This is a genomic window from Streptomyces formicae (assembly GCF_002556545.1).
GTDB classification, from domain to species: Bacteria; Actinomycetota; Actinomycetes; order Streptomycetales; family Streptomycetaceae; genus Streptomyces; species Streptomyces formicae_A.
This window is the reverse complement of sequence record NZ_CP022685.1, coordinates 8,844,781-8,858,287: the sequence shown is the minus strand read 5'-3', so window position 1 is coordinate 8,858,287 and position 13,507 is coordinate 8,844,781. Positions and strand designations below refer to the sequence as shown.

At 71.2% G+C, this 13,507-nt stretch carries 16 protein-coding genes; 7 read left to right on the top strand and 9 right to left on the bottom strand.

The window, feature by feature from the left end:
- Positions 1-41 precede the first annotated feature (41 nt).
- Positions 42-407, bottom strand: coding sequence for a DUF6479 family protein (locus KY5_RS38125; RefSeq protein ID WP_098246482.1), 366 nt, complete (start codon positions 405-407; stop codon positions 42-44).
- A gap of 247 nt (positions 408-654) precedes the next feature.
- On the opposite strand from KY5_RS38125, the gene KY5_RS38120 reads away from it, so the two are divergent.
- The 4 genes from KY5_RS38120 to KY5_RS38105 are packed head-to-tail and all read left to right on the top strand — an operon-like array spanning position 655 to position 3,317.
- A complete protein-coding gene (locus tag KY5_RS38120; RefSeq protein ID WP_098246481.1) occupies positions 655-1,347 on the top strand; it encodes a HemK2/MTQ2 family protein methyltransferase in 693 nt (230 codons plus the stop codon).
- A complete protein-coding gene (locus tag KY5_RS38115) occupies positions 1,331-1,582 on the top strand; it encodes a CDGSH iron-sulfur domain-containing protein (RefSeq protein ID WP_098246480.1) in 252 nt (83 codons plus the stop codon). Before KY5_RS38120 ends, KY5_RS38115 begins: the two co-directional genes overlap by 17 nt.
- Positions 1,579-2,655, top strand: coding sequence for an iron-containing redox enzyme family protein (locus KY5_RS38110; protein ID WP_098246479.1), 1,077 nt, complete (start codon positions 1,579-1,581; stop codon positions 2,653-2,655). The genes KY5_RS38115 and KY5_RS38110 overlap by 4 nt, the downstream gene beginning before the upstream one ends.
- Positions 2,652-3,317, top strand: a complete 666-nt coding sequence (locus tag KY5_RS38105) for an HAD family hydrolase (protein WP_098246478.1) — start codon at positions 2,652-2,654, stop codon at positions 3,315-3,317. Before KY5_RS38110 ends, KY5_RS38105 begins: the two co-directional genes overlap by 4 nt.
- A gap of 40 nt (positions 3,318-3,357) precedes the next feature.
- On the opposite strand, the gene KY5_RS38100 is transcribed toward KY5_RS38105, so the two are convergent.
- The 5 genes from KY5_RS38100 to KY5_RS38080 all read right to left on the bottom strand — a co-directional run bounded on the left by KY5_RS38100 (position 3,358) and on the right by KY5_RS38080 (position 9,187).
- Positions 3,358-5,394: a CocE/NonD family hydrolase gene (locus KY5_RS38100; RefSeq protein WP_098246477.1), complete on the bottom strand. Its 2,037-nt coding sequence runs from the start codon at positions 5,392-5,394 to the stop codon at positions 3,358-3,360.
- A gap of 65 nt (positions 5,395-5,459) precedes the next feature.
- Positions 5,460-6,743: an ATP-grasp domain-containing protein gene (locus tag KY5_RS38095; RefSeq protein WP_098247753.1), complete on the bottom strand. Its 1,284-nt coding sequence runs from the start codon at positions 6,741-6,743 to the stop codon at positions 5,460-5,462.
- Between the two features lie 189 nt (positions 6,744-6,932).
- Complete coding sequence (locus KY5_RS38090) at positions 6,933-7,499, bottom strand: type 1 glutamine amidotransferase domain-containing protein (protein WP_098246476.1); 567 nt, start codon at positions 7,497-7,499, stop codon at positions 6,933-6,935.
- A 73-nt stretch (positions 7,500-7,572) separates the two neighbouring features.
- On the bottom strand, positions 7,573-8,172 hold the full coding sequence (locus KY5_RS38085) for a flavodoxin family protein (protein ID WP_098246475.1): 600 nt from the start codon (positions 8,170-8,172) through the stop codon (positions 7,573-7,575).
- Between the two features lie 55 nt (positions 8,173-8,227).
- Positions 8,228-9,187 (bottom strand): LLM class F420-dependent oxidoreductase, encoded by a 960-nt coding sequence (locus tag KY5_RS38080; RefSeq protein WP_098246474.1) that lies wholly within the window; start codon positions 9,185-9,187, stop codon positions 8,228-8,230.
- Between the two features lie 50 nt (positions 9,188-9,237).
- Between KY5_RS38080 and KY5_RS43005 the strand changes: the two genes are divergently transcribed.
- From KY5_RS43005 to KY5_RS38070, 3 genes are all read left to right on the top strand, one after another.
- On the top strand, positions 9,238-9,363 hold the full coding sequence (locus KY5_RS43005) for a hypothetical protein (protein ID WP_267894312.1): 126 nt from the start codon (positions 9,238-9,240) through the stop codon (positions 9,361-9,363).
- 115 nt (positions 9,364-9,478) lie between these two features.
- Positions 9,479-10,264, top strand: coding sequence for an ArsR/SmtB family transcription factor (locus tag KY5_RS38075; protein ID WP_098246473.1), 786 nt, complete (start codon positions 9,479-9,481; stop codon positions 10,262-10,264).
- A gap of 119 nt (positions 10,265-10,383) precedes the next feature.
- The gene (locus tag KY5_RS38070; RefSeq protein ID WP_098246472.1) at positions 10,384-10,872 is read left to right on the top strand and encodes a flavin reductase family protein; all 489 of its coding nucleotides are present in this window, start codon (positions 10,384-10,386) and stop codon (positions 10,870-10,872) included.
- A 21-nt stretch (positions 10,873-10,893) separates the two neighbouring features.
- Here KY5_RS38070 and KY5_RS38065 read toward each other — a convergent pair whose 3' ends face one another.
- The 3 genes from KY5_RS38065 to KY5_RS38055 all read right to left on the bottom strand — a co-directional run bounded on the left by KY5_RS38065 (position 10,894) and on the right by KY5_RS38055 (position 13,439).
- Positions 10,894-11,352 (bottom strand): nitroreductase family deazaflavin-dependent oxidoreductase, encoded by a 459-nt coding sequence (locus KY5_RS38065; RefSeq protein ID WP_098247752.1) that lies wholly within the window; start codon positions 11,350-11,352, stop codon positions 10,894-10,896.
- Between the two features lie 86 nt (positions 11,353-11,438).
- Entirely contained in the window at positions 11,439-12,689 is a 1,251-nt protein-coding gene (locus KY5_RS38060) for a neprosin family prolyl endopeptidase (protein ID WP_098246471.1), read from the bottom strand.
- Positions 12,690-12,932: 243 nt separating this feature from the next.
- On the bottom strand, positions 12,933-13,439 hold the full coding sequence (locus KY5_RS38055) for a MarR family winged helix-turn-helix transcriptional regulator (protein WP_098246470.1): 507 nt from the start codon (positions 13,437-13,439) through the stop codon (positions 12,933-12,935).
- Positions 13,440-13,507: the final 68 nt, after the last annotated feature.

The following is a 13,507-nucleotide window of genomic DNA, read 5'->3' as shown; positions in this document are numbered from 1 at the left end:
GCCCAATGCGACGTCGGCACCACCGGGAGCCGCGGCGGAGCTCAGGTCTGACCGGGCCCGCCACTGCCGAAGCCTCCGCTGCTGTTACGGCTCCACCGGCGCGGCTTCTGGTTCTCGCTGCGTTTGGTGGACATGTTGCCGTGGCCCCTGAGCTCGTGCGGAGTGAGCCGGGCATGGTGATCGTCGGCTTTCGGCACCTCGTCGGGTTCCCGCACTTCCCGCACCTCGCGGACCGGGCCCGACGGCGGGAGCTTCGGCTGCTCGGCGGGGCGCGGGGGGTCCGGTTCGCGTCGCCGGACCCTGATGCCCATCCACACGGCCCAGACCAGAGCGACCGCGATGACGAATCCGCAGGCGAAGGGGGCGATCGCGGCGGACAGGACGGAGAAGGCGAGGGGTGCGTTCATGGGGACCGGGTACCCAAGGACAGCGGTTCACCACGGCCGCCCGCGTCTATCGCCCCTCCGGCGGGCCTTCGCCACGGCCACGATTCAGCTGACGCCATCGGGGCACTCCTACCCGTCGGCACATTCCCGTGCCGCAACGTCACGATGCGTCACGACGGGCCTCGAGTGGCCGATCGTGGCGCGGCGTCGCAAGGTGAGAGGACGGTCCGGTTCTGATCTCCGTGATCCCCAGTGTGGTGAGCACCGCATGACGACACAGCCCAGAGCGGGCGGCGCGCGGCTGCCCCGCCGACGCCGTCTGCTGGCGCCTCGGGGCGTGTACAAGCCCGACGACGACACCGCGCTCCTGCTGCGGGCCCTCGACCACGAACCCCTCGACCCCCACACCACCGTCCTCGACCTCGGCACCGGCTCGGGCGCGCTGGCTCTCGCCGCCGCGCGCCACGGGGCGCGGGTGACCGCCGTCGACATCTCGTGGCGCGCCGTGTGGACGACGCGCCTGAACGCTCTGCTCAACGGCGCCGCCGTCACTGTCCGTCGCGGCGACCTCGGCGCGGTGCCGGACCTCGGCACGTTCGACCTGGCCCTGAGCAATCCGCCCTATGTGCCGTCCCCGAGATCCCTGCCGCCGCGTGGCGCCGCGCGGGCCTGGGAGGGCGGGCTCTCGGGCCGTACGGTCGTCGATCCGGCCTGTGCCGCCGCGGCACGGGCCCTGCGCCCCGGCGGCACACTGCTGATGGTCCACTCCGCGCTGTGCGGCGAGGACGAGAGCCTGGCGCGCCTCGACGGACTCGGCATGAAGGCGGCGGTGATCGACCGGGCCTTCGTGCCTTTCGGCCCGGTGGTCCGGGCACGCAGGAGCTGGCTCTGTGCCCAGGGGCTGCTCGACAGGGACGCGACGAAGGAAGAGCTGGTGGTCATCCGTGCCGAACTCCGCTGAGCGCCCGCGTCGCATCAGGGTCGACCGCGAGGGCCCCCTGCTCGTGGAGGGCCCGGTCGAGGTGACCGACGGCGACGGCGTGGTGCACGAGTCCCACCGCTTCCAGGTCGCGATCTGCACCTGTCGGCGCAGCCGCACCTTCCCGTGGTGCGACACCAGCCACCGGCGCCGTCAGACCGCCCAGGAGTCCGCCACGCCCCGGCCGTCGGACCGTGAGGGAGGAGAGGAGACATGATCCCTACGCACCCCGGCCCCGCGCCGCGTCCGCCGCAATCACGCACCCGACAGCCCGAACTCCCCGTACCGCGCGGCGAGTTGTCCAGCCAGGTGATCGCCGCCCTTCGCGACGGGACCCCTCCTGACGCCCCCGCGCAGCGGCGCGGAGCCACCGCCGCGGAGCCCTACGGCAACGATCTCCAACTCGCCCTGTACACCCTCTACGAGCTCCACTACCAGGGGTTCCACGGCGTCGATCCCGAACTGGAGTGGGAGCCGGGCCTGCTGGCTCTGCGCCGCCTGCTCGAACAGCGCTTCCTGGCCGCCCTGCGTCGCGACGCGGCACCACGGACGGATGCCGCCCAGGCGCTGGCCGACCTGCAGATCGAACCCGTCGGCCACCAGGCCGACAGTGTGAGCCACCACCTCGAACGCGACGGGAACGCGCGGCAGTTCAGGGAGTACGCCGCCCTGCGCTCCCTCTACCACCTCAAGGAGGCCGACCCCCACGCCTGGGTCATCCCCCGCCTGCGCGGAAGGGCCAAGGCGGCGATGGTGGCCGTCGAGTACGACGAGTTCGGTGCCGGGCGCGCCGAGGACATCCACGCCGAGCTGTTCGCGGCCCTGATGAGGGACCTCGACCTGGAGACCGCCTACGGCCACTACCTCGACAGCACCCCGGCGGCCGCCCTCGCCACGGTCAACGTCATGTCCCTGTTCGGCCTGCACCGCAGCCTGCGCGGCGCTCTGGTGGGCCATTTCGCGACGGTCGAGATCACTTCGTCGCCCGGGTCGCGACGGCTGGCCAACGCCCTGCGGCGGCTGAACGCGGGACCGGCCGCCCAGCGGTTCTACGACGAACACGTCGAGGCCGACGCGGTGCACGAACAGGTCGTCCGCCACGAGGTCGTCGACGGCCTCCTGCACGCCGAGCCCTTCCTCGACGCCGACGTCGCCTTCGGCGTGAGCGCCACCGGATTCCTCGAAGACCGCCTCGGCGAACGACTGTTGACCCGTTGGCGACAGGGCAGGAGCGCGCTGCTGCGCACCCTGCCGGACACGGACACACCGCCGCTAGGAGATGCACCATGAGCACGCACGCCGCCGTCTTCGACGTGGACGGCACCCTCGTGGACACCAACCACCTGCACGCGGTGTGCTGGTGGGAGGCGTTGCGCCAGGCAGGTCACCGCATCCCCATGACCTCGGTGCACGGCGCCATCGGGCTCGGCTCGGGCGACCTGCTGGAGCACCTGCTCGGCCCGGAGCGGGACCGGGACGAGGACTCCGCCATCAGCGCCGGTCACAAGGCCCTGTACGGCACCTGGCACGAGCGCCTCACCCCCTTCGACGGTGCCCGCGACCTCCTGCTGCGCCTGCACGCGGACGGTCGGCCCGTCGTCCTCGCCACCTCGGCGAGCGGGCCCGAGCTCAAGGCGCTCAGGGCGGCGATCGACGCGGACGAGGCGATCTCCGAGACCGCGAGCGCCGACGACGTGGAGGCGGGCAAACCGGCGCCCGACCCGGTCCGGCACGCCTTGGACCTGGTGGGGGCCGAGGCCCGGGGCAGCGTCTTCGTCGGCGACTCGGTCTGGGACATGCGGGCAGGCCGGCGCGCGGGCGTCCTGCCCATCGCCGTACTGAGCGGCGGAGTGTGCCGCGCCGACCTGGAGGACGCGGGGGCCGCCGAGGTGTACACGGACACGGCGCACCTGCTGAGGAACCTCGACGGGAGCGCGCTCGGTCGGGGCTGAGACCTTCGGACGGCGGGGCGCGCCCCTCCCCGACGTCCGCTCAGAGGCAGTCGCGCGGGACGGACTCGTTCCATGTACGGGAGAAGACCCGCCGTCGGCCCTCGAACGCGTCCAGCGTCGCGGACACGTGGAACTCCCGCTCGTCGCAGGCGAGTTCCGTGTGGGTGACGATCTCCGTGCCCCAGTCCCCGCGGTGGAAACGCATCGTCCACGTGGACTCGCCGGTCGCGGAGGTGAAGTCGTCGGCCACGGCGCCGTAGCGCTCCACCGCCCGGCGCCCCACCTCCAGGTCGATGTCGTCGAAGCGGACCGTCCCGGTGTCCTTGACGATCTCCAAGGCCGAGGCGTACGCGATCAGTTCGCGACGCACCTCCCACCGCTGCTCCGGCGGTGTGAGCTGAGTGGTGGAGAGCGCGGGAGCCCCCTCGGGAGGGCCGAACGGGGCCGCTCCTGACGGCGTGTCGTCGAGGGGCCGGGGCGGGCGCACCGGCAGGGTCAGGGTGCTCGCGCCCTCGTGGACGCCGAGCAGGACCGGCCGGGGCGGCGGCCAGGCGAGGGGCCAGTAGGAGGTGGACAGGGACAGGCGGATCCGGTGACCGGCGGGGAACGCCTGGGCGACGCTGTTGAGGTGCACGACGGCGCGGTACCGGCGGCCGGGCCGCAGCGCGTCGGGCTCGTCGCCGCCGTCGCGCCGGGTCAGGTTGAGCAGGCCGTACGTGACGCGGGTCGCGCGCCCGTCGGGAGCCACGTCGGAGAGGCGGGCCGCGACCATGGCGACCGGCTCGCCGGCCGACACCTCCAGGTCCACCCGGGGCGAGCCGAGGATCTCCAGCGGTTCGGCCAGCGGCTCCGTCTCGAAGACGAGGGAGCCGCCGTCCTCCTCGCGCTGGTCGTAGGGCAGGTCGGGCGGGGCGTTGTAGGAGGCCCACTTCCCCGCGAATTGGCCTACGGACAGCGGCGATTGCACCGTCAGCACGTCCTGCTCGGCGCCCGCGTCGGAATCGGGGGCCCCGATGCGGTGCCGGGTGAGCGGGTGGACGCGTTCACGCACGTGGGGCGAGGGCCAGGACGGCTCGGCGATCCAGCGTCCGGGCCTCTCGGCGTAGGAGGTGGAGGGAGGCACGCTCTCCTGCATCCAGGTGTGCAGCATCGGCCCGTCCATCACGCCGTTGTCGACGCCCTTGAGCCAGTGGTCCCACCAGCGCACGAGTTCCTGCAAGTACCCGATGGCGGGCCCCGGTTCGCCCAGGTGCGGGAACTTGTGCGACCACGGTCCGATCAGACCCTTGCGGGGCACGTCGAGGTGGGCGAGCAGGCGGGTGACCGCGTTGGAGTAGCCGTCGGCCCATCCGCTGGAGGCGAGCACCGGGCACTGGACTGCCGCGTAGTCCTCGCAGACCGAGGCGTGCCGCCAGTAGTCGTCACGGCGCTGGTGCCGCAGCCACTCGAGGACCCAGGGCCGTGCGCTCTCCAGCCGTTCGTGCCACATGTCGCGCCACCGGCCGCCGACCACCTCGGGGTCGGGCGGGCAGGTGGCGTAGGCGAACATGGTGCCCGCTTCGGCCAGGCTGTCGGAGAGGAGCGCCCCGCCCATGTAGTGCATGTCGTCGTCGTAGCGGTCGTCGGTGAAGGAGGCGATGGCGATCGCCCCGAGCGACGGCGGGCGGCGCGCGGCGACCTGGAGCGCGGCGAACGCCCCCCAGGAGATGCCCATCATGCCCGTGGCGCCGTCGCACCAGGGGCGCTCCGCGAGCCAGGCGAGGACCTCTTCGGCGTCCCGCTGCTCCCGTTCCAGGTACTCGTCGGTCAGGACGCCCTCGGAGTCGCCGGTGCCGCGCAGGTCGACGCGGACGCACGCGTATCCGTGTCCCGCGAGGTAGGGGTGGTGGATGGAGTCGCGCACCGAGGACAAGTCGCGTTTGCGGTAGGGGATGTACTCCAGGACGGCAGGTACGGGCTCCCCGTCGCTGGCGGCCGGGCGCCAGATGTGGGCGGACAGGTGCACGCCGTCGGACATCGGGATGCGGACGTGGGCTTCCTCGCGGACCTTGTGAGGGAGGTCGGTCACCGTGCGCATGAAGGGGTCGGGGTCCTTCCGTCAGGTCGGGGCCGGTGGGCTCGGGGCCGGTGGGCTCAGGGCGTTCAGGCCGGGTCGGGCTCCCGGTCGTGGGCCGGTTCGGTGTCCTCGAAGGAGAGGCCGAGGGCGGCCACGCAGCGGTCGTACTTCTCGCGCAGTTCCTCCTCGCTGTCGCCCGCGGTGAAGATGTGCGCCAGTTCGTAGCTGTAGCTGTCCTGCTGCGACAGGTCGGACAGGCGCTGCCGTTCCTCGGGCGCCACGTCGACGCGGACACCGGGGATGTCGCGTTCGATCCGGTCAAGGCGGTCGCGTCCTGGCACGTCGCGCACCACGCCGTCGGCGAACCAGCGGTGGTACCACTTGGCGGCCATCGCGTAGGGGCCTTCGCCGTGCGGCATGCGCGGGTCCTCGCCACGGGCCAGGGCGAGCATGCAGTGGTGGTTGGGCACGCCGTCCACGAAGTGGAACAGCTCGGCATGCGACTGGGAGTGGCGCGGGTTGATCTCCAGGATGCGGACGGCCCGCGTGCCCGGGTCGTAGAAGAACTCGATCGAGAAGGTCGCCCCCTCCATGCCGATGCGGCGCATCACCCGCTCGGACACGTCGCACAGACGGCGGATCACCGGCTGCGGGAGCATGGAGGGGTACTGGTGGCGCAGGAACGAGGAACTGTCCGGGTAGTTGATGGAGTCGAGGACTCCGTAGACCGTCACCTCTCCCTGGTGCACATAGCCCTCGACCGCCACCTGGATCCCGGTGAGGCGCTCTTCCGCGAGGCACACCAGGCTTCCGACGTCGGCCATCTCGGGCGAGAGTTCCAGCCGTTCCATGACGGACTCGAAGGGGCGGCCGATGCGGCCGATGCCCTCACGGATCTCCCGCACGGCGGCGCGGAAGCCGTCCCGGTCCCGCACGCCGAAGGCCAGCTCGGAGGAGTAGGAGAGGGCGGGCTTGAGCCACAGCGGGTAGGAGACCCCGTCGGGAAGCTCCGGCTCGTCCGCTTCGAGATCCACTCGGCCGAACGCGGGGACCGCCTCCGGAGCGGCCGCGCGCTGCTCGAGGCGGCTCCAGTACTTGTGCTCGCACTTGACGATCGAGGTCAGATCGGTGGCGCGGGTGCCGTACTCACGGGCGAGGATCGGCACCATGGTGGAGACCGGGAAGTCCCAGTAGCCCGTGATCGCGTCGACCGTGCCGTCGAAGGCGTCGAGCACGCGGCGGGCCCGGGCCAGCAGGTCCGGCACCGAGACCTCCCCGCCCTGCAGTTCCTCGATGGTCAAGAGACCGTGGAACCGGCAGTCGCGCCCGGCGCCCGCCGCGCGCAGCATCGGCAGATTCGCCTCGTCCATACCGATGACGAAGATGTCCTCGCTCACCTGTGCTCCTCCAGGGCCGACGGCAATCACGATCCGGTCCGGACGCGGTCAGGCGTGAGGCCGCTCGGGACCGGCCGGGCTCCGGGTGCCCAGGAGGGAGGTGCGTATGCGTGGCGGGGAGTCGGTGCGGAACGCTCGCCGCACGGGCGATGAGGATCGCTCTCAGACCCGGGCCAGCCGCTCGCGGATCGCCGTCACGAAGTCGTCCAGGTCCTTCGGGGTGCGGGAGGTGATCAGCGGGTAGTCGCCGTCCGCGTCCACCACGACCGGTTCGTCCACCCACGCCTTGGCACCGGCGTTGGTGATGTCGGTGCGCAGGGACGGGTACGAGGTGAGGGTCCTGTCCCGCAGCACGTCGGCCTCGACCAGGGCCCACGGGCCGTGGCAGATGGCGGCGATGGGACGGCCGCTCGCGGCGAACGCCCGCACCGTGTCGACGGCGGCCGCCTCCAGGCGCAGGTGATCGGCGTTGAGCGTGCCGCCGGGGATGAGCAGGAGGTCGTGCGGGGCGGCGCCCAGCGCCTCGTGGGACACGTCGGGGTCCACGCTCTCGCCGGGGTCCTTGTCCCCTTGCAGCGTCTGGACGGGGTCCGTGCTGACGGCGGCGACGGTGACGTCGACGCCGTCCTCGCGCAACTTCCGCAGCGGTACGAGCAGTTCGTCCTGTTCGACGCCGTAGTTGGTGACGAGGGCCAGGACGCTGCGGCCGTCGATTCGTCGGTTCGTCATGGGGGGGGAACCCTTCTGTGCGGGGAGGTGAGCCGTGGGGGTGCTGCTCCGGTCCGAACGTCCTGCGCGCCCGTCATCCGGTCGGGTAAGGGTGTTCCTTCAGGAGCTTCGCGAGGTGGACGGTGTTGACGGCGAGCGTGTGGGTGGTGTCCGCCACGGCCTCGGGCGTCTCGTCGAGGTCCTGGTAGTCGGTGCCCTGCTGGGCCTCCCCGACCCAGTAGGTGACGGCGCCGGGGGCGAGGGAGAAGCCGACGTCGTTCAGCCCCTGGAAGACGTCCGCGCTGACCTTGTGCGCACCGTCCTCGTTGCCGACCACGGCGACGGCGCCGACCTTGCCGTAGAGGAGGGGGCGCCCCTGGGCGTCGGTCTGCGACGAGTCGGCGTTCAGCCGCTCCAGGACCCGCTGGCAGATGCTGGAGGGGTGGCCGAGCCAGATCGGGGTGGCGATCACGAGGATGTCGGCCTGGAGCACCTTGTCGCGCAGGAGCGGCCAGGCGTCGCCCTCCCCCATGTCCGTCTCGATGCCGGGGCGTACGTCGTGGTCGGCGACGCGGACCGTCTCGGTCGTCACGCCGAGCTTGTCGAGTTCGGCCGAGACCTGGTCCGAGAGCAGCAGGCTGCTGGACGGGGCGGGGGAAGCGTTGAGCGTGCAGACCAGGGAAAGGGCGTGCATGGTGGGTTTCTCCTTGTACGAGGACAGGGGCGGGGTGCGCGGCGCGCACGCGGGGTCACCGGTCGGCGAACCTCGGCAGGACGTCGCTGCGGTAGAAGTCGAAGAAGCCCTGCTGGTCGGGCCCGATCTGGCCGACGTACACCTCGTCGAACCCCGCGTCGACGTACGCCGCCACGGCGCGGACGTGCTCGTCCACGTCGTCGCCGCAGACCATGCCGTCGGCGACGGCCTCCTCTGTCACGAGCGTCGACGCCTGCTCGAAGTGGGCGGGGTCGGGCAGCACCTGGGCCAGTTCGCCCGGCAGGAACTGGGTCGGCCACAGCCGGTGGGCCGTCTTGACCGCCTGGCCGCGGTCGGTGCCCCAGCACACCTTCATGCCGCCCAGTACGGGCTTCTGGCCGCCTCCCGCGCGCCGGAACTGCCCCACGAGATCGGCGTCCGGCGTCATCGTGACGAACCCGTCCCCGATCCGGCCCGCCAGCGCGGCGGCCTTGGGCCCGAACCCGGAGACGTAGATGGGGACGGGTTCGTCGGGCACCGTGTACAGGCGGGCGTTCTCGACGGTGTAGTGCTTTCCGCGGTGGGTGACCTCGTCGCCGCTCTGCAGGCTCCGGATGACCTGGACCGCTTCCTCCAGCATCTCCAGGCGTACGTCGACGGCCGGCCAGGCGCCGCCGATGACGTGCTCGTTGAGCGCCTCGCCGGAGCCCACGCCGAACCGGAAGCGGTTGCCGGTGAGCACGCCCGAGGTGGCGACGGCCTGGGCGTTGACCGCCGGGTGCATGCGAACGGTGGGGCAGGTGACGAACGTCGTCACGGGCAGTGACGTCGCTTGGGCGAGCGCGCCGATCATCGACCATACGAAGGGGCTGTGTCCCTGCTCGCCCGTCCACGGGTGGTAGTGGTCGGAAATGGCCAGACAGGTGAATCCGGCCTGTTCCGCCGCGCGTGCCTGCTCCAACAGCTCGGCGGGCGTGAACTCCTCGCTCGCCAGGAAGTACCCGAATCGCGTCATGGCCTGTCTGCTCCTCACTGCGTCGTCGTGCGACGCCGACGGCCCGCCTCGTGAGACCTCCGCGCGGCTTCGCGCGGGCCAGGACCGGCCTGCGCGGGGCCCGTGGCTCCTTCGGTGCCGCCCTGATCAGCCTGCGCGCTCCTGGCGAGGGGCACCACACGAGCGGGTTCGAGTGACCCGTGTACCCCGAGGCCACGATCCAAGTCACCAAGTCCGGCCACCTGCGCGAGCGAGCCGCCCGCTTGACATGCAACCTGGTGGTTGCCAATCTGGTAGCGAGGGGTGGATGACATGGATGAGGTGTTCAAGGCCCTCGCGGACGCGAGCCGCAGGCGGCTGCTCGACCGGCTGAACGAGCGGAGCGGGCAGAGCCTGCGGGAGCTGTGCGCGGGGCTGGAGATGACCAGACAGGCAGTGTCCAAGCACTTGGCGGTGCTGGAGGGCGCGGGACTGGTCACGGTGGTCCGGCGCGGCCGGGAGACGCTGCACTACCTCAATCCCGTGCCCATCCACGACCTCGCCGACCGCTGGATCGGCCAGTACGAGCGGGGCCGGATGACCGCGCTCAGCAACCTGAAGCACGCCCTGGAGGGAACGGCGATGAGCAAGCCCGAGTACGTCTACACGATCTACATCCACACCACGCCCGAGAAGCTCTGGGAGGGGCTGACCAGCCCGGAGTTCCTGAAGCAGTACCACGGCGGCTGGGCACCCTCGTCGGACTGGAAGGTCGGCTCGAAGGTGCTGTGGCCCGTGGAGGACGGCGGCGAGCCGCAGGACCTCGGCCAGGTCGTCACGGAGGCGGAGCCCGGCAAGCGGCTCGCCTACACCTGGCACACGCTCCAGCCGATGCACCAGGAGATGTTCGGCATGAGCGACGCGGAGTTCGCGGAGGCCGTCAAGGAGCGCTCGAAGGTCACGTTCGAGATCGAACCGGCCGGGGAACCGGAGATGGGCGTCAGACTGACCATCACCCACGACGGCTTCGCCTCGGCCGATTCCAAGATGCTCGAGGGCGTCAGGGAGGGCTGGACCGCGATGATGTCGGAGCTGAAGACGATCCTCGAGAAGGGCTGACGCGCCTCTCGCGAGGACCGGCGCGCGGCCGGGCCTCCCCCGTGCTGAGCTGGAGGCCGGGCCCGTGCCGTTCGCCGTCGATTCACCGGTGGGGTCACCGGAGTGAGGGAGAGGTCATCATGTCCGTCGCGGACGCCTTCGTGGACCGCCTCGACCCCGAACTGTGCGTCGTCACGGCCGAGGCGGACGGAGAGCGGGCGGGCTGCCTCGTCGGCTTCGCCTCGCAGTGCTCGATCCGTCCCGTCCGCTACGTCGTGTGGCTCTCGAACCTCAACCGGACCTGCCGCGTCGCGGCGCGGGCCGACCACCTCGCCGTACACCTCCTCGGGCACGAGCAGTACGCCACGGCGCGACTCTTCGGCGGCGAGTGCGGGGACCACGTGGACAAGTTCGCGCGCGTGCGGTGGACCCGTGGGCCCGCCGGGACCGTGCTGCTCGATGAGGCGCGGGCCTGGCTGGTGGGCCGCGTGACGGAGCGCGTCGACGGCGGCGACCACATCGGATTCCTCCTCGCGCCGGAAGCGAGCGGCACGGGCCCCGACGCGACGCGCCCGCCCTTCCGCCTGGCCGACGCCGACGACATCGAGGCGGGCCACCCGGTGGACTGAGCCGGGCGGGCGGCGTGCGGCTCAGCCCCCAGCGGGCGAAGCCGCCGGTTCCAGTACGAAGACGGGGATCACGCGGTCGGTCTTCTCCTGGTACTCGGCGTATGTCGGGAACGCGGCGACCGCGCGCTCCCACCACTCGGCCTTCTCGTCCCCGGTGACCTCGCGGGCCGTCATGTCCTGGAGCGTGGCTCCGTCCTGGAGCACCACGTGCGGGTCGGACTTGAGGTTGAAGTACCAGACCGGATGGCGCGGGAAACCTCCCTTCGAGGCCACGGCCGCGTACCGCCCTTCGTGCTCCACGCGCATCAGCGGAACCTTGCGGATCTTGCCGCTCTTCACGCCCCGCGTCGTGAGGATGACGACGGGCAGGCCAGTGTCCCAGAGCGTCGTCCCCTGCGTGCCGCCCGAACTCTCGTACAACTCGACCTGCTCGCGGATCCACTGCGCCGGACTCGGCCCGTACTCGCCCTCAAGAGGCATCGTGGTCACCCCGTCGTCGCTCACGGATGGTGTCGCCCAGTTCAGCACGAGCACCGCGCGGATTCATTCCCGCCTGTCGGCCTCCTTCAGCAGGGATCCCCGCCCGGCCCCCCGAAGAACAGGTAACTCCCCCAGTCAGAACCCGAGTTGTTGGTGATCTGGAGTGAATAGCAGGGGCCGCTCACCGATCCCGCGTCCGACAGGGTCGCGTGCACCGCTCCGCCGCTGACCGGGTTCACGGTCGCGAGGCGCTGGTAGGCCGCCTGTCCGAAGCCCGCCGACGCGTGTCGTCCGGAGCCCATCGGGGGCCACTGAGCGATCAGGGTTCCGACCTCGCCGCCGAACTTGGCGCGGGTGGCGCCGGTGGCCATCGGTCCGTTGTTGAACCACGCCGCCGGGTAGCAGCCGATCGGGTGGTCGTCGAAGTAGAGCCACCAGGCGTTGTTGGTGAAGTAGAAGCCCATCTTGTACTCGACCTGCGTGCCGCCGCTCTGGGACACCGCCAGCGGGGCGCCCGGACGCACGTACGGGTTGGCGACCGGCTGGAACACCCGGCCGTCCTCGTTGTAGAAGGAGTCGCCGGCCGCGTACCCCCGCCGGGTGGAGAAGACGAAGAAGTGGGGCGTGGCGTTGCCGTACCGCGTGATGTCGACGTGCCAGCCGCACTCCACGGTCTGCAGCACGGGGCCGTCCAGTCCCGCGTAGTACCACTGCTGGCTGAAGGTCGACTGGTTCGACGCCGCGGCGAACGGGTTCCACACGTTGACCCGGCTCGCTCCGCCCAGGCAGGACATGTTCTGCTCGCCGGTGGCGTATCGCTTGCCGAGCGCGGCTTCCGGCGCGACGGCCCCGGCGGGTGCCGCGAGGTCGAGCGGGCGTTCCTTCACGGAGGAGGCAGCGAGGTTCGGGAACCGGCACAGACCCGAGAGAGTGGTGCGGTACAGCGATGCGGTACCCGCGGGCGCGTTCCGTGCGGCCGACGCGTTCCGCACCGGTGGACTCACCACCTCCCTCGACCTCGGGTCCTTCGCCATCGACGCTTCAGCGTCAGCCAGTTGAGGAGGGTCCTGATCGGGAGCTACGGCGAGGCCGCCCCAGCGGCGCGCCGCGGGATGCGCGTCCTCGGGGACGAGGTCGACGACCTGACCGTCGGCTTCGACGTAGCTCTCGACGGCGTTGACGCCTTCGTACAGGTCCATGACGTACGCCTGGATCTCGTCGAAGTCCCGCGCGCTCGCGACGGCGGCGCCGGGCAGTCGACGGGCTTCCTCGTACGTGGTCGAGGCGACGGACCTCAGAAACGCGTCCAAGGGCTGCGGGGAGAGGTCGGCGGTCATGGGGCGGTCCTCCTTGGTCGGATATCCGCAGACGCACGGTCGGCGGCCACCGCGCGCCCGGGTGTGCGCCGAGAACGAGGGGCCACGTCAATTTCACCGTCGACTACCGCCCAGATGAGGGGTTTTGGGCGTACTCCACCCTTGTGGGGGACGAGGGGTGGCGACCGCGCAGGGTGCGTGGGTCGAGGTGGCGCACGACGCTCCCGGTGCGGTTCGCGCACGGTCGCGCCGAGGTGCGAACCGTCAGTCGAGCGCGGTGTCGCCCTGCGCGGTCAGGATCTTGCGCAGGCCGGAGGAGACCTGTTCGCGCTCCTGCGGATCGAGGGGCGAGAGGATCTCCTCGTAGTCGCGCAGGTGGGCGGCGAGCGCCTCGACGGCGAGGGTTTCGCCGCGTCCGGTGAGACGGATCTGCACCGAGCGGCGGTCACTGGTCTCGCGGACGCGTTCGACCAGGCCCTTGTCCTCCAGGCGGTCGATGCGGTTGGTGACGGCGCCGGGGCTCACCAGGGCGGCCTTGGCGAAGGCCCCGGCGGTGAGTGTGTACGGCGGTCCCGAGCGGCGCAGCGTGAAGATCATGTCGAGTTCGCCGAGGTTGAGGCCGAACTCGTCGGACAGCTTCTTGAAGTGGCGGTCGTAGACCCGCTGCATCCGCTGGACGCGCCCGAAGATCTCCATCGCCCCCAGGGCGTCGGCCAGTTCGGGACGCTCCTTGCGCCACTGCTCGGCGACCAGGTCCATCGCGTCGGCCATTTGGGGTCTCCTTCCGCACCATGTATCTCAACCTTAAGAGACTTGCCATCGAACGATACGGCATGGTT